The sequence below is a fragment of the Pseudomonas xantholysinigenes genome (assembly GCF_014268885.2).
GTDB classification, from domain to species: Bacteria; Pseudomonadota; Gammaproteobacteria; order Pseudomonadales; family Pseudomonadaceae; genus Aquipseudomonas; species Aquipseudomonas xantholysinigenes.
Genome location: NZ_CP077095.1, coordinates 2,374,484 through 2,399,651, shown reverse-complemented (window position 1 = coordinate 2,399,651; position 25,168 = coordinate 2,374,484). Strand labels below are relative to the sequence as shown.

The following is a 25,168-nucleotide window of genomic DNA, read 5'->3' as shown; positions in this document are numbered from 1 at the left end:
TCCTCACTAGGAAATCAGTTTTTCAAGATCATCGGCAGTTAGACGATTGAGGTCCTCCAAGGATTTAGCCAAAACATCGTGCAGTGGATCGAGCGCGGGCTGCAGGGCCTGCAAGGCCTCGCAGAAGTCCGCCAGGTCGCGGGCCAGGAACAGCGTCTTGACCGGCACTTCATGGCCCAGCGCCTCGCGCAGGCGCAGCACTACCTGGGTGGCCAGCAACGAATGGCCGCCAAGCTCGAAGAAGTTGTCGCTCAAGCCCACTTGTTCCAGCTCCAACACCTGAGCCCAGATGCCTGCCACCTGCTGTTCCAGTTCAGTGACTGGCGCCACATAAGCCTGTTGCAGCAGGCTGGCATCGGCCGCCGGCAAGGCGCGGCGGTCGAGCTTGCCGTTGGCGGTCAGCGGCATGCGCTCGAGCAGCAGCAGGTGCGCCGGCACCATGTACTCCGGCAGGTCTTCGCGCAGTGCGGCCTTGACCGTCTCACGCCAGATCGCCTGGTCCGTCACCGCTTGTTCGGCCACCAGATAGCCGACCAGCTGGGTGCCGCTCGGCCCCTCCTGGGCCAGCACCACGGCCTCGCGCACCTGGGGCAGCGCTTGCAGCCGCGCCTGGATCTCGCCCAGCTCGATGCGGAAGCCACGGATCTTCACCTGATGGTCCATCCGCCCGACGTACTCGATCACCCCATCGGCGCGCCAGCGGGCCAGGTCGCCGCTGCGGTACAGCCGCGCCCCGCTGTCGCCGAACGGGTCGGGGATGAAGCGCGTGGCGCTGAGGTCGGCGCGCTTGAGGTAGCCACGGGCCAGGCCCTGGCGACCGACGTACAGCTCGCCGACGCAGCCGGCGGCCACCGGGTTGAGGTCGCTGTCGAGCACGTACAGGCTCTGGTCCGGGATCGGCACGCCGATCGGGCTCGACGCGCCCTGCGCCAGGTCAGCCAGCGACAGTGGACGGTAGGTCACGTGCACCGTGGTTTCGGTGATGCCGTACATATTGACCAGTTGCGGGGCACGATCGCCGAAGCGCTCGAACCACGGGCGCAGGCTGCCGACCTCCAGTGCCTCGCCGCCGAACACCACGTAGCGCAGTTGCTGGTCGCTGCGCTGGCCTTCGGCGCAGGCCACCTGCATCAGCTGGCGGAACGCCGACGGCGTCTGGTTGAGCACGGTCACCCGCTGCTCGCACAGCAGTTGGTAGAAGGCCTCCGGCGAACGGCTGACATCCTGCGGCACGATCACCAGGCGGCCACCGTGCAGCAAGGCGCCGAACAGCTCCCATACCGAGAAGTCGAAGGCATAGGAGTGGAACAGCGTCCAGCAGTCCTGCGGGCCGAAGCCGAACCAACCGTCGGTGGCCTCGAACAGGCGCAGCACGTTGCGGTGCGGCAGCAAGGTGCCCTTCGGCTTGCCGGTGGAGCCGGAGGTGTAGATGACATAGGCCAGGTTATCCAGGTCCACCGCGACGCTCGGGTTGACCTCGGCAAAGCCAGCATAGTCGCCGGCCAGGTCCAGCACCTGCACGTCCGCCGCCAGGTTCAGCCCGAGGTCGCCTTGGCCGAGCAGCAACTGCAGGCCGCTGTCCTCGATCATGTAATGCAGGCGGTCCAGCGGATAGGCCGGGTCCAGCGGCACGTAGGCGCCACCGGCCTTGAGGATGGCCAGCAGGCCGACCACCATCTCCAGCGAACGCGGCGCGGCCAGGCCCACCAGCACGTCCGGGCCGACGCCGCGGGCGATCAGCGCGTGGGCGATCCGGTTGGCCCGACGGTTCAGCTCGGCATAGCTCAACTGCTCGCCTTCGCAGACCAGCGCCGGCGCCTGCGGCGCGCGGGCCGCCTGGGCTTCGATCAGGCGATGCAGCGGCTGGCTCGGTTCGAACGTGGCCGGGGCGGTATTCCAGGCCCGTACCGCAGTCTGGCGTTGCTCGTCATCGAGCAATTGCAAGGTCTCGACAGGCGCCTCAGCGCCCTGTTCGAGCATCTGCAGCAGCAAGTGACGCAGTTGCTGGCCGATCTGCTCGATGATCGCCGCGCTGAACGCCTGCCGGTCATAGCTGCAGCGCAGCGACAGGCTGTCCTCCAGGCCAACCACCAGGGTCAGCGGATAGTTGCTCTGCTCCTGTGTGCGCACCGGGCCAAAGTGCAGCCCCGAGGGCGAGCCACGCTCCAGGGCCTCGGCCACCGGGTAGTTTTCGAACACCAGCAGGCTGTCGAACAGCGCGTCACCGCCCTGCCCGGCCCAGCGCTGGATGTCGAACAGTGGCGTGTGCTCCTGCTCGCGGATGCGCAGGTTGAGCGCCTGCAGATCGTCCAGCCAGTCGCCAAGCGCCTGCCCGGCGGTGCACGGCACGATCACCGGCAAGGTGTTGATGAACAGGCCGATCTGCTGCTCGATACCGGCCAGCTCGGCCGGTCGCCCGGCCACGGTAGCGCCGAACGACACGCAGTCCTGGCCGACACGCCGCTGCAGCAACAAGGCCCAGGCACCCTGCACCAAGGTGTTGACGGTGACCTTGCGCTCACGGGCGAAGCGACCCAGGCGCGCGGTGGTCTGCGCATCGATCGACAGACTGTGCTCGTCGTAGCCATCGACACCGACATGCTGACAGGTGCTGGCCAGGCGGGTGGGCTCTTCCAGTGCGGCCAGTTGTTCGCGCCAGAAAGCTTCGCTCTGCGCTCGGTCCTGACGCTGCAACCAGGCGATGTAGTCACCGAAACGGCCCGCCGCCTGCGTGGGCCGCTCGCCACAGTAGCGTTGCAGCACTTCACCCAGCAGTTGCGCATTGCTCCAGCCGTCCATGAGGATGTGATGGCTGGTGTAGATCAGTGCATGGCGGTCATCATCCAGGCGTACCAGCACCAGGCGCAGCAACGGCGCCTGCAGCATATCGAAGCCGCGCCCACGTTCTTCGGCGGCCAGTGTCGGGAGCGCCAGCGCCAGGTCATCACGACCGCGCCAGTCCAGCTCGCTGAACGGTACGCGGGCCTCGCGCAGCACCACCTGCACCGGTTGGGCCTGGTCGGCGGACCAGACGAAGGCACAACGCAGACTGTCATGGGCCTGGAGCACAGCGTTCCAGGCCTCCTCGAAGCGTGCCACATCCAGGCCTGCGACCTCGACCTGCATCTGGTTGATGTAGTCGCCGTCGCTCTCGCCGAACGTGGAGTGGAACAGCATGCCCTGCTGCATCGGCGACAGCGGGTAGATGTCCTCGACCTCGGCCACCGCCACCGGCAGCGCGTCGAGTTGCGCCTGGCTCAGGCCCGCCAGCGGGAAGTCCGACGGCGTCAACCCTTGCGGTGCCTGGCAGTCCTCGACCAGCGCCGCCAGTTCCGCCTCGTAGGCCCGCGCCAGCCGCTCGATGCTCGCACGGGCGAACATCTGCCCGCTGAAGCTGAACGCCAGGCTCAGCTCGCCGTCATACACCTGGCCATTGAGCACCAGCCAGTTGCCCAGCGGCGCCAGCGGGCTCTGCTCCTCGCCCGCGCTTTCGGCGGCGGGCACGAACAGCGCCCGCTCATCGAACTGGCCGTCCAGCTGGCCCAGGTAGTTGAAGGTGATGCGCGGCACCGGCAGTTCGGCCAGGCTTGCGCGCGCGGCCTCGTCGCCCAGGTAGCGCAGGACGCCGAAACCGATGCCCTTGTGCGGCACGCCGCGCAGCTGTTCCTTGACCTGCTTGATCGAGGCGCCCAGCTCGGTGGCCGGGGTCAACCGCACCGGGTAGGCGCTGGTGAACCAGCCCACCGTGCGGCTCAGGTCGATGTCGTCGAACAGGTCTTCGCGGCCATGGCCTTCCAGCTCCACCAGTGCCGAATCGGCGCCGCTCCAGCGGCACAGCACCCGGGCCAGGGCGGTCAGCAGCAGGTCGTTGACCTGGGTGCGGTAGGCTGCCGGGGCCTGTTGCAGCAGGCGTCGGGTCAGCTCGGTATCCAGGCGTGCCTGCACGCTCTGGCGGTGACGGTTTTGCAGGCTGGCGCCTGGCTCGGCCTCGGGCAGGCCCTGCGGCGCACCGGCCAGTTGCCCTTGCCAGTAGGCCAGTTCGCTGTCCAGCTTTGCGGCATGCTGCTGCAGGCGCTCGCCCCAGGCCTTGAAGGCGCTGGTCTTGGCCGGCAGTTTCGGCGTGCCGCCCGCCAGGGCCTGGCGGTAGGCATCGTGCAGGTCTTCCAGCAGCACGCGCCAGGACACGCCATCGACCACCAGGTGGTGAATCACCAGCAGCAGGCGCTGGCCACCGTCGGCCAGGTCGATCAGCACCGCGCGCAGCAGCGGGCCCTGGGCCAGGTCCAGGCTACGCTGGGCCTCTTCGCAGGTCGCCTCGATTTCCTCGGCGCTGCGCAGCGCGGTACGCCACAGCAATGGCTGGGCCGGTTGCAGCGGACCGTGTTCGGCGCTGCCGTCGGCAAAGCGCAGGCGCAAGGCGTCGTGCTGGGCGTACAGTGCCAGCAGCGCCCGCTCCAGCGCGGCAGCGTCCACGGTTTCGGTGCCGCGCAGCAACAGCGACTGGTTCCAGTGCTGCGGCTCGCTCATGCGCTGATCGAAGAACCACTGCTGGAACGGCAGCAATGGCATGCCCCCGACCAGCGGACCTTGCTCGGCCTTCACCGCCCCCTCGCCTTCGCGCAGCACCGCTGCCAGGCCGCGCACGGTCTGGTGCTGGAACAGCTCCTTGGGCGTGAAGTGCAGGCCCTGCTGGCGCGCACGTCCGACGACCTGGATCGAGACGATGGAATCGCCCCCAAGCTCGAAGAAGTTGTCGTTCACCCCGACCCGCTCAAGGCGCAGCACATCAGCCCAGACGGCGGCCAGACGGTGCTCCCGCGCGTTGGCCGGTGCCTCGTAGACCTTTTGCACAAGGGCAGCATCCACGGCAGGCAAGGCCTTGCGGTCGAGCTTGCCGTTGGGCGACAGCGGCAGGCTGTCCAGTGCCAGCCACTGGTTCGGCACCATGTAGTCCGGCAGGCCACGGCGCAGATGCTCGGCCAGTTGTGCCTGCCAGTTTTCAGCTTCGTCGGTCAGCACCACATAACCGACCAACTGCTTGCCATCCGGCACCGTCACCACGGCCTCACGCACCAGGTCGTGCTCCAGCAGGCGCGCCTCGATCTCGCCCAGCTCGATGCGCAGACCACGCAGCTTGACCTGGTGGTCGATACGCCCGGCGTACTCGATCACCCCATCCGCGCGGTAGCGCGCCAGGTCGCCGGTGCGGTAGATGCGCTCGCCGTTGCCGTACGGGCTCACGGCGAAGCGCTCGGCGGTCAGCCCCGGGCGGCGGTGGTAGCCGCGCGCCAGGCCTGCGCCGGCCAGGTACAACTCGCCCAGCACGCCCACCGGCACCGGTTGCAGCTCGGCGTCGAGGATGTAGCAGGCCAGGTTGGCGATCGGCTCGCCGATCGGCACGCTGTCGCGCCCTTCCTCGCGGCAGGTCCAGTGGGTCACGTCGATGGCCGCCTCGGTCGGGCCGTACAGGTTGTACAGCCCGGCCTTCGGCAGCTTGGCGAACACCTGCTGCTGGGCATCGGCCGGCAGCGCCTCGCCACTGCAGACGATGCGCGCAAGGCTGGTGCAGCGCGGCACGCCACTGTCCTGCAGGAACGCCTGGAGCATCGACGGCACGAAGTGCAGCGTGGTGATCTGCTCGGTAGTGATCAGCTCGACCAGACGGGCCGGGTCGCGGTGATCGCCCGGCGCGGCAACCACCAGGCGCGCACCGGTCATCAACGGCCAGAAGAACTCCCACACCGACACGTCGAAGCTGAACGGTGTCTTCTGCAACACGCTGTCGCCGGCGTCCAGTCGATAAGCCTGCTGCATCCAGCACAGGCGGTTGACCAGGGCCGAATGGCGGTTGCCCGCGCCTTTTGGCCGGCCTGTGGAGCCGGAGGTGTAGATCACATAGGCCAGGTTTTCAGGGGCCACCGCCACGTTCGGGTTGCCCGCCTCATCGGCGCCTGGTTCCAGGTCCAGCGCCAGGGTCTGCACGCCTTCGGCCAGCGGCAGTTGCAGGTGGCTCTGGGTCAGCAGCAGTTGCACGCCGCTGTCCTCGATCATGTAGCGCAGGCGGTCCTCGGGGTATTCCGGGTCCAGCGGCACGTAGGCGCCACCGGCCTTGAGGATGGCCAGCAAGCCGACCACCATCTCCACCGAACGCTCCACCGCGATGCCCACCAGCACATCCGCGCCGACGCCCAGGGCGATCAGGCGATGGGCCAAGCGGTTGGCGCGGGCGTTGAGCTGGGCGTAGCTCAGGCGCGTCTCGCCGAAGGCCAGTGCCGGGGCATCCGGGGTGCGCTGCACCTGGGCCTCGATCAGTTGCTGGATGCTCTGCTCCAGCGGGTAGTGTTCAGCGCTGGCGTTCCACGTGACCAGGGTGCGCTCGCGCTCGGCGGCCGCCAGCAACGGCAGTTCGGCCACCGGTTGTTGCGGCTGGTCGACGATGCCTTGCAGCAGGTTCAGCCAATGCTCACCCAAGCGCACGATGGTGGCCTGGTCGAACAGGTCGGTGGCGTAGATCAGCGCAGCGCTCAGCCCTTCATCGGTCTCGCAGGTGTCCAGGCTCAGGTCGAACTGCGTGGTGTCGTTGTCCCAGGCCATGGCCTGGACCGCCAAGCCTGGCACGGCGCGTACCGGCGCCAGCGCGGCGGCCTGGTGGTTGAACATCACCTGGAACAACGGGCTGTGGCTGAGGCTGCGGGTCGGCGCCAGCGCATCCACCAGTTGCTCGAACGGCAGGTCCTGGTGCGCCTGGGCGCCCAGCGCGGCCTGACGCACCTGTTGCAGCAGCACGCCGAACGGCTGGCCTGGATCGATATCGGCACGCAGTACCTGGGTGTTGACGAAGAAGCCGATCAGCCCTTCGGTCTCGACCCGGTTGCGGTTGGCCACCGGCACGCCGACGCGGATGTCGCGCTGGCCACTGTAGCGATGCAGCAAGGCCTGGAACGACGCCAGCAGCACCATGAACAAGGTCGCGCCCTGGCGGCGGGCCAACGCCTCGAGGCCGTCCTTCAACGCCGACGGCACGACCAGGTCGAACTGGGCGCCGCGATAGCTCTGCTCGGCAGGACGCGGATGGTCCAGCGGCAAGGCCAGCACATCCTGCTCGCTGCCCAGTTGCCCGACCCAGTAGGCCAGTTGCCGCTCACGCTCGCCAGCCTCCATCCATTCACGCTGCCAACGGGCGTAGTCGGCATAGTGCAGCGCCAGGGCAGGCAGTGGGGCGGTATCACCCTCGCGGTGGCGGGCATAGCCATCGATCAGTTCGCCGACCATCAGCTGCATGGACGCCGCATCCGAGACGATATGGTGCTGAGTCAGCACCAGCACCTGGTCGTCGGCCGCCAGCTCCAGCAGGCGGACCCGCAGCAATGGGCCGCGGGCCAGGTCGAACGGCTGGCGGATCTCCTCGGCGACACGCGCCTGAAGGGTCGCCTCGTCCGCCAGTCGTTCATGGGCAATGACCAGCGCTGCCGAGCGCTCGATCACCTGGACGATGCCCTCGTCGCTTTCGACGAAGCGAGTACGCAGGGCCTCATGCCGCGCTACCAGCGTATCGAAGCTGTGTTGCAGCGCCGCACGATCGAGGCTGCCTTTCAGGCGCAGGACCATGGGGATGTGGTAGGCGCTGCTGTGTGGTTCCAACTGCCAGAGGAACCACTGGCGTTGCTGGGCATAGGACACCGGCAGCGCCGCATCGCGCGGCGTCGGCTGGATGGCCGGAGCCCGCGCCGCCAACGACGGTGCTGGCAGGCTGGCGACGAAGCCCTGCAGGCTGGCCTGCTCGAACAGCGTCTTGAGCGGTGCGTCGATGCCTAGCTCGCGCAGACGCGAGAACACCTGGGTAGCCAACAGCGAATGCCCGCCCAGCTCGAAGAAGTTGTCGCCCAGACCAACCTGCTCCAAGTGCAGCACCTGCGCCCAGATTGCCGCGACCTGTTGTTCCAGTTCGCTTTGCGGCGCCACATAGGCACGCTGCGCTTGCGCGGCATCCACGGCGGGCAAGGCCTTGCGGTCGAGCTTGCCGTTGGGCGACAGCGGCAGGCTGTCCAGTGCCAGCCACTGGTTCGGCACCATGTAGTCCGGCAGGCCACGGCGCAGATGCTCGGCCAGCTGTGCCTGCCAGTTTTCAGCTTCGCCGGTCAGCACCACATAACCGACCAACTGCTTGCCATCCGGCACCGTCACCACGGCTTCACGCACCAGGTCGTGCTCCAGCAAGCGTGCCTCGATCTCGCCCAGCTCGATGCGCAGGCCACGCAGCTTGACCTGGTGGTCGATACGCCCGGCGTATTCGATTACCCCGTCCGCGCGGTAGCGCGCCAGGTCGCCGGTGCGGTAGATGCGCTCGCCGTTGCCATACGGGCTCACGGCGAAACGCTCGGCGGTCAGCCCCGGGCGGCGGTGGTAGCCGCGCGCCAGGCCTGCGCCGGCCAGGTACAGCTCGCCCAGCACGCCTACCGGCACCGGTTGCAGCTCGGCGTCGAGGATGTAGCAGGCCAGGTTGGCGATCGGCTCGCCGATCGGCACGCTGTCGCGCCCTTCCTCGCGGCAGGTCCAGTGGGTCACGTCGATGGCCGCCTCGGTCGGGCCGTACAGGTTGTACAGCCCGGCCTTCGGCAGCTTGGCGAACACCTGCTGCTGGGCATCGGCCGGCAGCGCCTCGCCACTGCAGACGATGCGCGCAAGGCTGGTGCAGCGCGGCACGCCGCTGTCCTGCAGGAACGCCTGGAGCATCGATGGCACGAAGTGCAGCGTGGTGATCTGCTCGGTAGTGATCAGCTCGACCAGACGGGCCGGGTCGCGGTGATCGCCCGGTGCGGCAACCACCAGGCGCGCACCGGTCATCAACGGCCAGAAGAACTCCCACACCGACACGTCGAAGCTGAACGGTGTCTTCTGCAACACGCTGTCGCCGGCGTCCAGTCGATAGGCCTGCTGCATCCAGCACAGGCGGTTGACCAGGGCCGAATGGCGGTTACCCGCGCCTTTCGGCCGGCCTGTGGAGCCGGAGGTGTAGATCACATAGGCCAGGTTTTCAGGGGCCACCACCACGTTCGGGTTGCCCGCGTCATCGGCGCCCGGTTCCAAGTCCAGCGCCAGGGTCTGCACGCCTTCGGCCAGCGGCAGTTGCAGGTGGCTCTGGGTCAGCAGCAGTTGCACGCCGCTGTCCTCGATCATGTAGCGCAGGCGGTCCTCGGGGTATTCCGGGTCCAGCGGCACGTAGGCGCCACCGGCCTTGAGGATGGCCAGCAAGCCGACCACCATCTCCACCGAACGCTCCACCGCGATGCCCACCAGCACATCCGCGCCGACGCCCAGGGCGATCAGGCGATGGGCCAAGCGGTTGGCGCGGGCGTTGAGCTGGGCGTAGCTCAGGCGCGTCTCGCCGAAGGCCAGTGCCGGGGCATCCGGGGTGCGCTGCACCTGGGCCTCGATCAGTTGCTGGATGCATTGCTCCAGCGGGTAGTGCTCAGCGGTGGCGTTCCACGTAACCAAGGTGCGCTCGCGCTCGGCTGCCGCCAGCAATGGCAGTTCGGCCACCGCTTGTTGCGGCTGGTCGACGATGCCCTGCAGCAGATTGATAAAGTGGGTCGACAGCCGCTCGATGGTCGAGCGCTCGAACAGGTCGGTGTCGTATGCCAGGGAAACCATCAGCCCCTGCGCGGTCTCGCTGGTATCCAGCACCAGGTCGAACTGCGCCGTGGCACTGTCCCAATGCAGCGGTTCGACATGCAGGTCACCCCAGTTCCGCTCGGCGCGCGCAGCGTACTGGTGGTTGAACAGCACTTGGAACAGGGGGCTGTGGCTGAGGTTGCGCTCCGGCGCCAGGGCCTCGACCAGTTGCTCGAATGGCAGGTCCTGGTGGGCCTGGGCCTGCAGCGCCGCCTGCCGGGTCTGGCGCAGCAGGACGTCGAAGCCCTGCCCGCCCTCGACCTCGGCACGCATCACCTGGGTATTGACGAAGAAACCGATCAGCCGCTCGGTTTCAGCCCGCGTGCGGTTGGCCACCGGTACGCCGACACGGATGTCGGCCTGGCCGCTATAGCGGTGCAGCAAGGCTTGGAACGCTGCCAGCAGCAACATGAACAAGGAAGCATCCTGAGTCTTGGCCAGCTGTTGCAGGCCATGGCTCAGTCGAGCCTCGAGCGGGAAGTCCAGGCGGGCGCCACGCAGGCGCCGTTGCGCCGGGCGTGGCCGGTCGAACGGCAGCTCGAGCACGACCTGCTCACCGCCCAGCTGCGCCATCCAGTAATCGAGCTGGCGCGCACGCTCGCCACCGTCGAGCCACTGGCGCTGCCAGGCCGCGTAGTCGGCGTACTGCACGGGCAACGGCGCACTGTGCTCGCCGTGGTAGCCCTGCAGCAGCTCTTCGACCAACACCTCCAGGGAGGCGCCGTCGGAAACGATATGATGCTGGACGATGACCAGCACATGATCCTGCTCGCCCATGGCCAGCAACTTGACCCGCAGCAACGGCCCTCGCACCAGGTCGAATGGCGCCCGCACCTGGGCATCGACCCAGGCCGCCAGCGCCGCATCGTCCAGTTCGCCTGGATGCTCGAGCGCAATCGGCAGCGCCAGGTGCGGATGAATATGCTGTCGCAGCGCCCCCGTGCTGTCATCGAAGGTGGTGCGCAATGGCTCGTGACGGGCGATGACCCGGTCGAACGCCGACTGCAACGCTGACAACTCGAGCGGCCCCCGCACACGCAACGCCACCGGAACGTTGTAGGCGGCGCTCTGTGGGTCCAGCCGCCAGAGGAACCACTGGCGCTCCTGGGCATAGGACACGGCCATCGCAGGCGTGCGCGGCAATACCGCAATCGCCGCTGCCGCGCCCTGGCCCAGCTCGGCGCAACGGTCGGCGAAGGCCCCCAGGGTCGGCTGCTCGAACAGCTGCCGCAGGGGCACTTCGAGCCCGAGCCCTTGGCGAATGCGCGCGATGACCTCGGTCGCCAGCAACGAGTGGCCACCAAGGCTGAAGAAACTGTCGGCAAGGCCGACGCGCTCGACCTGCAAGGCCTGCGCCCAGATCGTCGCCAGTTGTGCTTGCAACGGCGTGCGCGGTGCTTCGTAGGCCTGCTGGGCGGCACTGAAGTCCGGCGCCGGCAAGGCCGCGCGGTCGAGCTTGCCGTTGTTGTTCAACGGCAGCCGCTCCAGCACCAGCAGGTGGGCGGGGATCATGTAGTCAGGCAGCGCCTGGCCCAAGGCAGCCCGTACCTCCTGTAGCCAGTCAGCGGACGGCGCGGCCTGGGCAGCGACCAGGTAGGCCACCAGTTGCGGCCCGGTCGGCCCGGCGAGGGCCAGCACCGCCGCCTCGCGCACCGACGCCAGCCCTTGCAGGCAGGCCTCGATCTCGCCCATCTCGATACGCATGCCGCGAATCTTCACCTGGTGATCGATACGCCCTACGTACTCCAGTACCCCGGCCTGGGTATAGCGCGCCAGGTCGCCGCTACGGTACAGGCGTGCGCCAGGCTGTTCGGCGAAGGGATCGGGCAGGAAACGTTCGGCGGTCAACCCCGGGCGGTCGAAGTATTGCTGCGCCAGGCAGTTCGGCGCGCCGATGCACAGCTCGCCGACGCCATCGCTGGGCAACAGCTGGCCGGCACTGTCCAGCACATACAGCGAGCGGCCGGCGATGGCTTGGCCGATCGGCACGCCATACGCGCCCTGCGCGTCCTCGAGGCGGCAGTCATGCACGCTGGAGACCACCGTCGCCTCGGTCGGGCCATAGGTGTTGACCAGGCGGATCCCGCCCAGCCCCGCCGTATGCCACAGGCGCAACCCTTCCACCGACATGGCCTCGCCGCCCACGTGCACCTGACGCAGCTTGCCCAGGCCGTGGCCCGGCCGCGTCGCGCAAGTCTTGGCCAGCATGTGCCAGTAGGCGGCCGGCAGGTCGGCCAGGGTCACGCCCTGCTCGACGATCAACCGCGCCAGTTGATCAGCGTCCCACAGTTCCTCGCCACGCATGATCAGCGCGGCGCCGACGCATAGCGGCGGATAGCACTGCTCGACGAAGCCGTCGAAGCTGAAGGTGGCGAACTGCAGCACCCGGTCGTCGCGTTCAAGACGGGAGTAGTCGGTGGCGCTGTAGCTGAACTCGCGCAGAGCCGCATGACTGATCGCCACCCCCTTCGGGCGCCCGGTGGAACCAGAGGTGTAGATGACATAGGCGAGCTGCTCGGCGGCGACCTGCACATCCGGGTCGTGGTCGCCACACTGCGCGACCTGCTCGCCCAACAGCCCCAGCTCCAGGCGGCGCAGCCCCGCCGGCAGCGCCAACTCGACCAGCAGGCCGTCGTCGCACAGCAACAGGTCCAGACGGCTGTCCTCGATCATGTAGGCCAGCCGTTCATGCGGATACTGCGGATCCAGCGGCACATAGGTCGCGCCGCACTTGAGCACGGCCAGCAGGCTGACGATCAGCTGCGGGCCACGACGCAGGGCCAGGCCGACACGCTGGCCAGGGCGCACACCCTCGGCGATCAGTACATGCGCCAGGCGATTGGCCTGGCCATCGAGCTGGCCATAGCTCAGGCGCAGCTCGCCGCATTGCAAGGCCAAGGCCTGTGGCTGGCGCGCGGCCTGTGCCGCGATACGCTGGTGAACCAGTTCCTGGCTCGGCAACGCCAGCGCGAGGCCTTGGCTGAAGCCAAGCACCTCGGCCTGGCCCTGTTCGTCGAGCAGGCCCAGCGCGCCTACCGGCGCCGCCGGCGTGGCGACCATCTGCGCCAGCACCTGGCGTAGCCCGGCGCACAGCTGCCCCACCTGCTCTGCCGCGAACAGCGCAGGGTCGTAGCCGAACGCCAGGCTCACCCCATCACCGAGTTCGATGCCGATGGTCAGCGGGTAGTGGGTGCGCTCGTGATTGCTCACCGCGCCGAAACGCAGGCCGGCAGGCGCGCCCTGGCGCAGAGCCTCGGCCACCGGGAAGTTCTCGAACACCAGCAGGCTGTCGAACAGCGCCGCGCCCTGCTGGCCAGCCCACCCCTGGATGGCATACAGCGGCACATGCTCGAATTCGCGCAGGCCCAGGTTGAAGTCCTGCACATCGGCCAGGTAACCGGCCACCTGGCGATCAGGCGCGGCATCGATCAGCACCGGCAAGGTATTGATGAACAACCCGAGCTGGTCGTCGATGCCCGGCAATGGCGCCGAGCGTCCGGACACCGTGGCGCCGAAGGCCACGCAGGCTTGCCCGGTCAGGCGCTGCAGCAACAGGCCCCAGGCCGCCTGGAACAGCGTGTTCAAGGTCACCTTGTGCTGACGGGCAAAACGCTCCAGTTCGGCGGTCTGCACGGCGTCGATGCGGGCCAGGTACTCACCCTCGCCCTGGGCGTCGGCGGGGCGACGCAGGGCCTGAGCGAGCAGCGTCGGCGCCTGCAAGGCGCCGAGACGGGTCTTCCAGAAACGCTCGCCGGCACTGGCGTCCTGGCGTTGCAGCCATGCCAGGTAATCATGGAAACGGCCGGCCGGCGCCGACGTGCGCTCGCCGACGTAGTGCTGGATCACCTGGGCTAGTAGCTGGGCATTGCTCCAGCCATCCAGGAGGATGTGATGGCAGGTGTAGACCAGGTGCCAGTCGTCGGCCCCGGTACGCACCAGCAGCAGCCTGAACAAGGGCGCGCGGGACAGGTCGAAGCCCGCTTCGTGCTCGGCCCGAGCCAGTGCATCGAGGTCTGCCACAGGTTCGTCGACGATGCGCAGCGGCAGTGGCAACTGGCGCTGGACGATCTGGTGGGCACTGTCCAGGCCCTGCCAGTGAATGCTGCTGCGCAGGATCTCGTGACGCGCCAGGGCCGCCTGCCAGGCCTCGCCGAAGCGTTCCAGGTCCAGGCCGCCGATATCCAGGCGCAACTGGTTGATGTAGGCGCCGCCCTGGGTTTCATACAGCGAGTGGAAGAACATGCCCTGCTGCATGGGCGACAGCGGGTAGAGGTCCTCGATCTCGTGGCCGGGCACCGGCAATGCATCCAGTTGCGCCTGAGTAATGCGCGCCAACGGGAAGTCCGACGGTGACGGTTGCCCGGCAGGCACGCCCAGGCAGTGCTCGATAAGCGCCTCCAGCTCCTGGTCATAGGCCGTGGCCAGCGCCTGGATCGTGTCGGTGTCGAACATCGCCAGGCTGAAGCCCCATTGCAGCGACAGCTCGCCGTTGTAGACCTGCCCTTCCAGGGTCAGCCAGTTGGCCAGCGGCGCGTCCGGGTCCTGGCCGTCGCCACCGCGCTCGGTGGCCGGCGCCAGCAAGGCCTGGGCATCGAACTGGCTGTCGAACTGGCCCAGATAGTTGAAGGTGATGCGCGGCGCATCGAGCGTCGCCAGGGCCTCGCGCACCGAAGCGTCACCCAGGTAGCGCAGCACGCCGTAGCCCATGCCTTTGTCCGGTACCGCGCGCAGCTGTTCCTTGATGGCCTTGATCGAGTCGCCATGATCGGCACGCGGGGCCAGGCGCAGCGGATAGAGGCTGGTGAACCAGCCGACGCTGCGGGTCAGGTCGATGCCGTCAAACAGCTCTTCGCGGCCATGCCCCTCCAGCTGCACCAACGCTGCCTGGCTACCGCTCCATTGGCAGATGACACGTGCCAGGGCGGTCAACAGCAGGTCGTTGACCTGGGTGCGATAAGCCGCGGGCGCGACCTGCAGCAATTGACGGGTGCGCTCGCGGGACAGACGCGACGCCAGTTTGGCGCCATGGCGGTTGCTCACCGGCGCGTCCGGCCTGTCGCACGGCAGCGCGCCATCGCCGCGCTGCGCTTGCCAGTAGGGCAATTGTCCGAGGAACGCCGGCACCTGCTCGTGCAGTTGCGCCGACCAGGCCTGGTAGCTGCTGGTGCGCGGCGCCAGCGACAGCGGCTGCCCGGCCAGGCGCTGGGCGTAAGCCTGCTCCAGGTCCTCCAGGAGAATACGCCAGGACACGCCGTCGACCACCAGGTGGTGGATGACCAGCAACAGGCGCTGCTCGCCTTGTGGCAAATCGACCAGCATGGCGCGCAACAGCGGTCCACTGCCCAGGTCGAGGCTGCGCTGGGCGTCGTCGCAGAGCGCCGTCAGTGCCTGGGCATCCGCCGCCTGGCGCTGCCACAGCTCGACCTGCGCGACCGCCGCGCCATAGTGCTGCCGCCAGCCATCGGCGGCGGGCTCGAAGCGCAGCCGCAGGGCGTCATGGTGGTTGACCACTGCGCCCAGGGCATCGACCAGCGCCTGGACCTGCAACGGTTGCCGGGCACTGAGCAGCAATGATTGGTTCCAGTGCTGGCGGACCGTGATGGTCTGCTCGAAGAAATGTCGCTGCACAGGGCTAAGCGCCACCTCGCCAGTGGCCGGTGCCTGCTCCACCATCAACGATGGCTGGCGTCCGACCGCGCCGGCCAGGCCGCGCACGGTCTGGAACTGGAACAGGTCGCGCGGGCTGAACTGCAGGCCCTGGCGTCGAGCGCGGCCAACCACCTGGATGGCGATGATCGAATCACCGCCCAGCTCGAAGAAGTTGTCGTCCAGGCCGACCTCGGCCACACCCAGCACCTCGCTCCAGACTTGCGCCAGGGTACGTTGCACATCGGTTTGCGGCGCCACGTAGGCGCCGCGCGGGGCGGCATCCGGTTGCGGCAGGGCCTTGCGGTCGAGCTTGCCGTTGGGGGTCAGCGGGAAGTGCTCCAGCGGTATCAGATGGCTGGGCGCCATGAATTCCGGCAGTGCCTGCAACAGCCAGTCCTTGAGCCCTTGCTGCCAGCCGTCTGGTGTTTCGTCGAGCACCAGGTAGGCCACCAGTTGCTTGCCGTCCAGCGCCAGCACCACGGCCTCGCGCACCCAGGCATGCTGGGCCAGGCGCGCCTCGATCTCGCCCAGTTCGATGCGCAGGCCACGGATTTTCACCTGGTGGTCGAAACGCCCCAGGTACTCGATCACGCCATCCACACGCTGGCGAACCCGGTCACCGGTACGGTACAGACGCTGTCCGGCAACGAAGGGGTCGGCAACGAAGCGCTCGGCGGTCAGCCCCGGACGCCGGTGGTAACCGCGGGCCAGGCCAATGCCACCCAGATAGAGTTCGCCGGCAACGCCCGGCGCCACCGGCTCGAGGCCGGCATCGAGCACATAGGTGCGAATGTTGGCGATGGGCTGGCCGATGGGCACGCTGTCGCGGCCTTCGTCGAGGCAGGTCCAGTGGGTGACGTCGATGGCCGCCTCGGTGGGGCCGTAGAGGTTGTACAGCGCCGCCGCCGGCAACTTGCCGAACACCTGCAGCTGGGCGTCGACCGGCAATGCCTCGCCGCTGCAGACGATGCGGCACAAGCTGGCGCAGGTCTCGACGCCGGGCTCGTGGATGAAGGCCTGGAGCATCGAGGGCACGAAATGCAGGGTGCTGACCTGGTGGCGATGAATGGTCTGGATCAGGCGCGCCGGATCCCGGTGGTCACCGGGCGCGGCCACGGCCAGTCGAGCACCGGTCATCAGCGGCCAGAAGAACTCCCAGACCGAGACGTCGAAGCTGAACGGGGTCTTCTGCAGCACCGTGTCACCGGCGCCCAGGCCATAGGCTTCCTGCATCCAGTGCAGGCGGTTGGCCAGGGCTTCATGGCTGTTGCCGGCGCCTTTCGGCCGACCGGTGGAGCCGGAGGTATAGATGACATAGGCCAGCTGCCGCGGGTCGATCGCCACCTGTGGCGGGCTGTCTGGCTGGTCGTCCAGCGCCAGTTGGTCCAGGGTGATGCACTGCACGTCGCCGGGCACCGGCAGGCTGCCCTGCAGCGCCTGCTGGGTCAGCAGCAGGCGAATGCCGCTGTCCTCGATCATGTAGGCCAGGCGTTCCTCGGGGTATTCCGGATCCAGCGGCACGTAGGCCGCGCCGGCCTTGAGGATCGCCATCAGCCCGACGACCATTTCCACACTGCGCAGCACGCTGATACCCACCAGGCTGTCGGCTCCGGCGCCTTGCGCGCGCAGGAAGTGAGCCAGGCGGTTGGCGCGGGCATCGAGCTGCGCATAGCTGAGCGCGGTATCGCCGAACACCAGCGCCGGGGCGTCTGGCGCGTGGCGCGCCTGATCCTCGAACAGCTGGTGCACGCCGCGCCCGAGCGGGTAATTGCGGGCGGTGGCGTTCCAATCTTCCAGCACTGTGCGGCGGCTGGCGTCATCGAGCATCGGCAGCTGCCACAGCGCGCTGTGCGGCTGGCTGACCAGGGCCTGCAGCAGGGCCTGCCAGTGCGTCGCCATGCGTTCGATGGTGGCGGCCTCGAACAGGTCGCTGGCGTAGGTGAAGGCGGCGTGCAAGGTGCCACCCTGCTCGTAGGTATCCAGGCTCAGGTCGAACTGAGTGGTGCGGCTGCGCCACGCCAGGGGCGACAGTTGCAACCCCGAAGCCAGGGTCACGGTGGCCAGGTCGGCGACCTGCGGCTGGTGGTTGTACATCACCTGGAACAGCGGCGCATGGCTCAGGCTGCGCTCGACCTTGAGCGCCTCGACCAAACGCTCGAACGGCAGGTCCTGGTGCGCCTGGGCACCGAGCACGACCTGCTTGATGCCTTGCAGGTAGGCCAGCACATCGAGGTGCGCGTCCGGTTGCACACGCAGCACCTGGGTGTTAACGAACAAACCGATCAGCCCTTCGACTTCGGCGCGGTTGCGGTTGGCCACCGGGCTGCCGATACGCAGGTCGGACTGGCCGGTGTAGCGTTGCAGAAGCAAGCCGAACGCGCCAAGCATGACCATGAATGGCGTGAGGTTGTGCTGGCGGGCGAAGCCACGCAGCCGCTCGGCCAAGGCCGCATCGACCGCGAACGAGCGGCGCTCGCCGCTGAAGCTCGGGGTCGCCGGACGGGCATTATCCAAGGGCAGCTCGAGCACGGGCTGCTCATCGCCCAACTGCGCCTGCCAGTACGCCAATTGCCGTGCCAGCTCGCCGGCCTCCAGCCAGCGGCGCTGCCACAGGGCATAGTCGACGTACTGGATCGGCAGGTCCGGCAGTTGCGGCGCATGGCCTGCGGCGAAGGCGTCGTAGCAGCGGCTGAACTCGTCGATCAGCACGTTCATCGACCAACCGTCGGAAACAATGTGATGCAGGGTCAACAGCAACACATGCTCCTGCTCGGCCAGGCGCAGCAGGCGCACGCGCAGTAGCGGCCCTTGCGCCAGGTCGAATGGACGCAATGACTCGGCCTCGGCTTCGGCACGCACCTGCGCTTCGCGCTCGGCCTCATCCCACTGGCGCAGGTCGACACGCTCGATCAAGGCCTCGCCGACCGGGCGATGGACCTGGAGCAGACTGTCGTCAGGCTGCACCTCGAATACCGTGGTCAGGCTCTGGTGACGCGCCAGCAGGCTGGCGAACGCCTGCTCCAGCGCGGGCTCGTCCAGCTGCCCGGTCAGACGCACCGCGCCCGGCAGGTTGTAGGCGCCGCCCTGGGGGTCCATCTGCCAAAGTACCCACATGCGCTGCTGGGCATAGGACAACCCTTGGCGGTCCGACGCCTGGACCCCAGCCGGAATGGGGAACTGGGAAAAGTCGATGCCCTCCCTGGCCAGGGTCTCGAGGAACACGCCGCGTTTCTCCTGCGGCAGTTCAATGAAACGGCGGGCCAGTAGCAGGGACTTTTCGGCATTCATCAGATTGCTTCCGTACGAGTGAGGTATCGGGCGGGGCCCGGCTATCCCTACGAAACGGATAAAACGGCGGAAAAATTACCGGCAAGCCAGGGGTTTGCGCAGAGCACGGCAAATCCTGAAACATTTGCTTTCATTTAATCGCGCTGGTTTCTGATTCTCATTCGTCCTATTAAGTGCAGCCCTCGAGGTTGAGCCGAGACTCGACCGCACTTTTCCCGCAGAAGACCGACTGATGGCCCGACAACCGAAAAAGAAATCCACGTCCAAGCTGTGGTTCCTGGTCCACAGCTGGCTTGCCCTGCCGATCTGGTTCTTCGTCCTGATCGTCTGCTTCACCGGCATGCTGGCCGTGGTCAGCCAGGAAATCGTCTGGCTGGCCAACGCCGATGTTCGTGCCAGCAAGCCCAGCGACGACGCCGAGCGCCTGAGCTTCCAGCAGGTGCTGGATGCCATGCACAAGGCCGAGCCGGACCTGACGGTGAGTTCACTCAGCCAGCCCGACGGTTCGCACTTCGCCCTGCAGGCCCAGGTCACCTACCCCGACGGCACCAGCCCGACGCTCTACGTCAACCCCTACACCGGCGCGATCCAGGGCAAGAGCCCGGACTTCAACTTCGAGGCCTTCACCCGCGCCCTGCACGGCTGGTGGCTGGTGCCCTTCACCAACGGCTACAGCTGGGGCTGGTACCTGGTGTCGCTGCTCGGGCTGCCGATGCTGGCCTCGCTGGTCACCGGCCTGGTGGTCTACAAAAAGTTCTGGCGCGGCTTCTTCAAGCCTGTGCGCACCGGCCATGGTTCGCGGATCTTCTGGGGTGACGTGCATCGCCTGGCGGGGGTCTGGTCGATCTGGTTCATCGCGGTGATCTCGATCACCGGCACCTGGTTCCTGATCCAGGCGATCCTTGGCGACAACCACGTGACCATTTCCAGCGAGCCGATCGTGCCGGTGATCGCCCGCGAGCAGGTGCCGCAGACCGCAGACGGCAGCCCGGCGCCGCGCATCGACCTGGACGAGGCGGCGCGGATCGCCACCGCGACGATCCCAGGCCTGGACGTGAGTTTCATCTCGTTGCCCGCCACCGCCTACAGCCACTACAGCATGGGCGGGCGCGGCTGGTATCCGCTGATGTTCCAGACCGCCGAGGTCAACCCCTACACCCGCGCGGTCGACAGCCAGTTCCTGCTCGGCGACCGCTCGGCCCTGGAGTTCGTCACCGAATCCATGCGCCCGCTGCACACCGGCGACTTCGGTGGCCTGGCGATCAAGCTGATCTGGTTCTTCTTCGGCCTGGTGCTGACCCTGATGGTGCTCAGCGGCCTGCTGATCTGGACCAAGCGCACCGCCCAGGCCACCGCCGCCGCCCTCAAGCGTGCCGAGCGTCCGGCGCGGGTACGCCAGCCGATCAGTGAAAAACCCGTGGAGGCCCAGCCATGAGCCAGGCAAGTGCAGTGCCGCAGGGCGGCCTCAAGCAGTGGTGGCTGAAATGGCGCTTCCACCTGAATATCCTGCTGATCCTCATCCCCCTGGGTTTCATGCCCAAGTACTTCGCCGACGCCAGCCTGTTCCGTGGCGACAGCGGCCTGGGTGCCAACCCTATCCAGGGCATCCAGGTCGGGCGCTGGAGCCTGGACCTGGCCGAACTGTTCGACGAACCGCCCCGTGCCGATGGCCCGGCCGGCCACTTCAAGAGTTTCAACGCGGCGCTGTGCCCGACCTGCACCGAAGGCGTCAAGGCCATCTACCTGCGCATCGGCAAGCCACGCAGCCTGCGCGCGGCGGGCACGATCTTCTTCGGCCCGCCCGCGCGCATGGGCACCTTGCTGCCGATTCCCCCCCGCACCCAGCCCGATGCCGACATCTGGATCACCATCGAAGGCTGGGACGGCAAGATGTACCAGGCCTCGGTGCCGCTGGCCAAGGCGTCGCCGGCCACCGCAGCCTGGCTCGCCAAACAAGGAGGCAAGAAATGAAGCAACTGATGCGCAGGCTCGCCCTGCCCCTCTTGGCCCTGGCCGCCACCCCGGCGCTGGCGCACAACCCGATGTGCGAATGCACCGAGAGCGGCGAGCAGATCACCTGCAAGGGTGGCTTTTCCGACGGCAGCGGCGCGCCGGGGGTGACCCTGGACGTGATCGGCTACGACGAGCAGGTGCTGGTGGCGAGCAAGCTCGGCGACGATTCGACCCTGACCTTCAAGCGACCGGATGGCGAGTTCTACGTGCTGTTCGACGCCGGCCCCGGCCACGTGGTGGAAGTCGACCACGCCGACATCGGTGCGCCATGAGCCGCGCCCAGGTCGTGCGCCCGGCCGGCGCCGGGCATGAAACCCTCTATGTGTTGCTGGCCGCCGCGCTGATCGTGCTGCTGGCGGCTGGCGTGGTGGCCCTGCGCGGCGAGCGCCAGGACGAGGTGAGCATCGCCGCCCACCAATTGGACGCCCGGCGTGACCTCAACGGCGCCGAGCAAGGCATTCATACCGACCTGTGGGTGGCCGCCGACGAAATCCGCGCCCTGCGTGAAGAGAGCGGTGAAGCACCCGATGCTCAGGCCCTGGCCGAAGAAGGCCTGCCGCCCTTCGTCGCCGATGCCAGCAGCCAAAGTCGCGGCGGCCACCAGTGGTCGCGGCTCGAGAACGGGGCCTACCTGGGGCGCACCCAGGATCCGCAGGTGGCCGGCAGCTTCCTGGTGATCGTGCCAGTCGCCGCCGATGCCCAGGCCGATATCTGGCTGCGCCGCGACAGCGCCGCGATGGCGCCGGACGCGCTCGACAACGACACGCTGATCGCCGCCGGCTGGCAGCAGATCGTCACCCACTACGACGCCGGGGTCACCCGCCAACACCGTCATTAAGGATCCGCCCATGCTCCGCTTCGCCCGCGCCCTGGCGCTGCTTCTGGCCTGCACCCTGCCCGCCCTGACGTTCGCCGGCGACGGCAAACCGCTGCGCATCGGCATCACCCTGCACCCCTACTACAGCTACGTGAGCAACATCGTCGGCGACAAGGCCGAGGTGGTGCCGTTGATTCCGGCCGGCTTCAACCCGCACGCCTACGAGCCGCGCGCCGAAGACATCAAGCGTATCGGCACGCTGGATGTGATCGTGCTCAACGGCGTCGGCCACGACGACTTCGCCGACCGCATGATCGCCGCCAGCGAAAAGCCCGAGATCAAGACCATCGAGTCCAATGCCAACGTGCCGCTGCTGGCCGCCACCGGCATCGCCGCCCGCGGCGCCGGCAAGGTGGTCAACCCGCACACCTTCCTGTCGATCAGCGCGACCATCGCCCAGGTCAACAACATCGCCCGCGAACTGGGCAAGCTCGATCCGGACAACGCCAAGCTCTACCAGCAGAACGCCCGCGCCTACGCCAAGCGCCTGCGCGCGCTGCGCGCCGAGGCATTGGCCAAGGTTACCCAGGCGCCGGACGCCACCTTCCGCGTGGCCACCATCCACGCCGCCTACGACTACCTGGTGCGCGACTTCGGCCTGGAAGTTACCGCGGTAGTCGAGCCGGCCCACGGCATCGAGCCGAGCCCGGCGCAACTGAAGAAGACCATCGACCAGCTCAAGGCCCTGGATGTGAAGGTGATCTTCTCGGAAATGGACTTCCCCTCAGCCTACGTCGACACCATCCACCGCGAATCCGGCGTGCGTATCTACCCGCTGACGCATATCTCCTATGGCGAATACACCAAGGAAAAATACGAGGTGGAAATGAAGCGCAACCTCGACACCGTGGTCCGCGCCATCCAGGAGAACCGCGCGTGACCGCCGCCGCCAATCTCACCGCCGCCTGCGGGCCGCGCATCGACTTCGACGGCATCGACCTCACCCTCGGCCGCACGCGCATTCTCGAGAACGTGCGTTTCAGTGTCGCCCCCGGCAGCGTGCACGCCATCGTCGGCCCCAACGGCGGCGGCAAGAGCTCGCTGATCAAGACCCTGCTCGGGCAGATGCCCCACCAGGGCCAGCTGACCCTGCACTGGCCAAGCGCGCGCGAGGTGATCGGCTACGTGCCCCAGGCCCTGGAGTTCGACCGTGGCCTGCCCATGACCGTGGACGACTTCATGGCTGCCATGTGCCAGCGCCGCCCGGCGTTCCTCGGCCTGTCGCGCAACGTGCGCCCGGCGATCGATGCGGCGCTGGCGCGGGTGGGCATGCTCGACAAGCGCAAGCGGCGCATGGGCGCGCTGTCCGGCGGCGAGCGCCAACGAGTGCTGCTGGCCCAGGGCCTGATCCCCGAGCCGCAGCTGCTGGTGCTCGACGAGCCGATGTCGGCCCTGGACGAAGCCGGCATCCAAGTGTTCGAACAGCTGCTGCACGGCTGGCGCCAGGCCGGCACCACCGTGCTGTGGATCGAGCACGATCTTGAAGCGGTGCTGCGCCTGGCCGACCGGGTCACCGGGCTGAGCCGCCAGGTACTGTTCGACGCCCCGCCCGCCCAGGCCCTGACCCCCGAGCGCCTGCTCGGGCTGTTCTCCGTCCACCCGCGCAGCGAGAGCCTTGCCTGATGAGTTTCGAATCCTTCCGCCAACTGGTCCAGGAATGGGCCAATGCAGGCTTTCTGCCGGAGGCCCTGGCCTACGGTTTCGTGGTCAACGCCCTGCTCGCCGGGCTGATGATCGGCCCGGTGCTGGGCGGCCTGGGCACCCTGGTGGTGGTCAAGCGCTTTGCCTTCTTCTCCGAGGCGGTCGGCCATGCCGCGCTGACCGGCGTGGCCATCGGCATCCTGCTCGGCGAACCCTACACCGGCCCCTATGGCAGCCTGTTCGGCTACTGCCTGCTGTTCGGCATCCTGCTCAATTTCCTGCGCAACCGTACCGGCCTGTCGCCGGACACCCTGATCGGCGTGTTCCTTTCGGTGTCGCTGGCGCTGGGGGCGAGCCTGCTGCTGATGCTGGCCGGCAAGATCAACGTGCACATCCTCGAGAACGTGCTGTTCGGCTCGGTGCTCACCGTCAGCGCCCAGGACCTGCTGGTGCTGGGCATCGTCGCGGTGCTGGTGCTGGCCCTGGCGCTGCCGCTGTACAACCGCATCATGCTCGCCAGCTTCAATCCGCAACTGGCGGCAGTGCGCGGGGTGGCGGTGAAGACCCTGGACTACCTGTTCGTGGTGCTGGTGACCCTGGTCACCGTGGCCTCGGTGAAGGTGATCGGCGCGATCCTGGTCGGCGCCCTGCTGGTAATTCCGGCAGCGGCCGCGCGCCTGGTCAGCCAGTCGCTCAAGGGGTTCTTCTTCGTCTCGGTGCTGATCGCTACCCTGAGCACCTTGCTCGGCATCCTGTTGCCGATCGTCTTCGACCTGCCGGTGCCCTCGGGCGCGGCGATCATCCTGGTCGCCGGGATCTGCTTCGCCCTCGCCGCCCTGGCCCGTGCCCTCGTCCCCCGCCTGCAAGGAAACCCGGCATGACCCTGAAAAAGCTCACCTTCGCCCTGGCCCTGGCCGGCTTGCCACTGCTGGCCAACGCCACCCAAGTGCTGACCACCCTGCCGGTGACCCACAGCCTGGCCAGCGCCCTGCTCGCCGGCACCTCGGTGCAGCTCGAGCGCGCCGCCCCGGCCAACCTGCCGGCCAGCCGCCAGCCGTCGTATTTCAGTGGCCGTGGTGGCGCCAGCCTGCACAAGGTCGCGCAACGGGCCGACGCGGTGATCGGCGTGCGCTCGATCTGGCGCGACGACCCGCTGTACCCCATGGCCCGACGCAGCAATATCCGCATCGTCGAGATCGACGCGGCGCGACCGGTGGACGGTGCCCTGCCGGGCATCGCGGTCAAGGGTGACGAAGCCTTTGCCAGCTACCCCTGGCTCAACCCGAGCAACCTCGGGCGCATGGCCGATGTAGTGGCCAACGACCTCGAGCGCCTGGCGCCGCAGGACAAGGCCAGGATCCAGGCCAACCTGGCCGCGCTCAAGCGGCAGATGCTGGAACTGACCGCCAGCAGCCAGGGCCGGCTGGCCGAGGTCGACAACCTCAGCGTGGTGAGCCTGTCCGAGCGCCTGGGCTACCTGGCCAGTGGGCTCAACCTGGACGTGGTCGAGCAGCCGCTGCCGAGCGATGATCAGTGGGACGAGGCCGCGCTCAAGGCGTTGGCTGACAACCTCAAGGGGCAGGACGTGGCGTTGGTGCTGCACCACCGCCAGCCGCCAGCCAAGGTCACCGAGGTGATCGCCGCGGCGGGGGCGAGACTGTTGGTGGTGGAGAGCGACCCGGAGGATACCGTGGCCGGGCTCAAGGCCAGTGTCGAGCAGGTGATCCAGGCCCTCAGCCAGGGCTGAGCCGCTTTGCGGCCCGTTCGCCAGCAAGACTGGCTGCTACAGGAACAGAGCGGGCCTCAGGCCATGCGCTACACCTGTGGGAGCGGGCTTGCCCGCGAAGCAGGCGATACGGTACCTGGCACCGGCTGCGCCGGTGTTCGCGGCTGAAGCCGCTCCCACAGGGATCGCCCCGACCTCAAGCCATGCACTACACCTGTGGGAGCGGGTTTACCCGCGAAGCAAGCGACGCGGTGCCTGGCACCGGCTACGCCGGTGTTCGCGGCTGAAGCCGCTCCCACAGG

At 67.8% G+C, this 25,168-nt stretch carries 9 protein-coding genes; 8 read left to right on the top strand and 1 reads right to left on the bottom strand.

Features of this window, described 5'->3' with window-relative positions:
• Nucleotides 1–6: 6 nt before the first annotated feature.
• Nucleotides 7–18,609 carry a non-ribosomal peptide synthase/polyketide synthase gene (locus HU772_RS10905; protein WP_217858777.1) on the bottom strand — a complete coding sequence of 6,201 codons (18,603 nt, stop codon included), beginning with the start codon at nucleotides 18,607–18,609 and terminating at the stop codon, nucleotides 7–9.
• A 232-nt stretch (nucleotides 18,610–18,841) separates the two neighbouring features.
• On the opposite strand from HU772_RS10905, the gene HU772_RS10900 reads away from it, so the two are divergent.
• The 8 genes from HU772_RS10900 to HU772_RS10865 are packed head-to-tail and all read left to right on the top strand — an operon-like array spanning nucleotide 18,842 to nucleotide 24,887.
• Complete coding sequence (locus HU772_RS10900) at nucleotides 18,842–20,044, top strand: PepSY-associated TM helix domain-containing protein (protein ID WP_186662402.1); 1,203 nt, start codon at nucleotides 18,842–18,844, stop codon at nucleotides 20,042–20,044.
• Entirely contained in the window at nucleotides 20,041–20,580 is a 540-nt protein-coding gene (locus tag HU772_RS10895) for a PA2404 family protein (RefSeq protein ID WP_186662403.1), read from the top strand. The genes HU772_RS10900 and HU772_RS10895 overlap by 4 nt, the downstream gene beginning before the upstream one ends.
• Nucleotides 20,577–20,894: a hypothetical protein gene (locus tag HU772_RS10890; RefSeq protein WP_186662404.1), complete on the top strand. Its 318-nt coding sequence runs from the start codon at nucleotides 20,577–20,579 to the stop codon at nucleotides 20,892–20,894. Before HU772_RS10895 ends, HU772_RS10890 begins: the two co-directional genes overlap by 4 nt.
• Nucleotides 20,891–21,460: a DUF6162 family protein gene (locus HU772_RS10885; RefSeq protein ID WP_186662405.1), complete on the top strand. Its 570-nt coding sequence runs from the start codon at nucleotides 20,891–20,893 to the stop codon at nucleotides 21,458–21,460. Before HU772_RS10890 ends, HU772_RS10885 begins: the two co-directional genes overlap by 4 nt.
• A gap of 10 nt (nucleotides 21,461–21,470) precedes the next feature.
• Nucleotides 21,471–22,379 (top strand): metal ABC transporter substrate-binding protein, encoded by a 909-nt coding sequence (locus HU772_RS10880; RefSeq protein ID WP_186662406.1) that lies wholly within the window; start codon nucleotides 21,471–21,473, stop codon nucleotides 22,377–22,379.
• Nucleotides 22,376–23,122, top strand: coding sequence for a metal ABC transporter ATP-binding protein (locus HU772_RS10875; protein ID WP_186662407.1), 747 nt, complete (start codon nucleotides 22,376–22,378; stop codon nucleotides 23,120–23,122). The genes HU772_RS10880 and HU772_RS10875 overlap by 4 nt, the downstream gene beginning before the upstream one ends.
• The gene (locus HU772_RS10870; protein WP_186662408.1) at nucleotides 23,122–24,021 is read left to right on the top strand and encodes a metal ABC transporter permease; all 900 of its coding nucleotides are present in this window, start codon (nucleotides 23,122–23,124) and stop codon (nucleotides 24,019–24,021) included. Before HU772_RS10875 ends, HU772_RS10870 begins: the two co-directional genes overlap by 1 nt.
• Nucleotides 24,018–24,887 carry a metal ABC transporter substrate-binding protein gene (locus tag HU772_RS10865; protein WP_186662409.1) on the top strand — a complete coding sequence of 290 codons (870 nt, stop codon included), beginning with the start codon at nucleotides 24,018–24,020 and terminating at the stop codon, nucleotides 24,885–24,887. Before HU772_RS10870 ends, HU772_RS10865 begins: the two co-directional genes overlap by 4 nt.
• The last annotated feature ends 281 nt before the right edge of the window (nucleotides 24,888–25,168 follow it).

Coding starts and splice junctions, on each gene's coding strand:
- HU772_RS10905 (WP_217858777.1), bottom strand. CDS start 18,609: ATGAATGCCGAAAAGTCCCTGCTACTGGCCCGCCGTTTCATTGAACTG.
- HU772_RS10900 (WP_186662402.1), top strand. CDS start 18,842: ATGGCCCGACAACCGAAAAAGAAATCCACGTCCAAGCTGTGGTTCCTG.
- HU772_RS10895 (WP_186662403.1), top strand. CDS start 20,041: ATGAGCCAGGCAAGTGCAGTGCCGCAGGGCGGCCTCAAGCAGTGGTGG.
- HU772_RS10890 (WP_186662404.1), top strand. CDS start 20,577: ATGAAGCAACTGATGCGCAGGCTCGCCCTGCCCCTCTTGGCCCTGGCC.
- HU772_RS10885 (WP_186662405.1), top strand. CDS start 20,891: ATGAGCCGCGCCCAGGTCGTGCGCCCGGCCGGCGCCGGGCATGAAACC.
- HU772_RS10880 (WP_186662406.1), top strand. CDS start 21,471: ATGCTCCGCTTCGCCCGCGCCCTGGCGCTGCTTCTGGCCTGCACCCTG.
- HU772_RS10870 (WP_186662408.1), top strand. CDS start 23,122: ATGAGTTTCGAATCCTTCCGCCAACTGGTCCAGGAATGGGCCAATGCA.
- HU772_RS10865 (WP_186662409.1), top strand. CDS start 24,018: ATGACCCTGAAAAAGCTCACCTTCGCCCTGGCCCTGGCCGGCTTGCCA.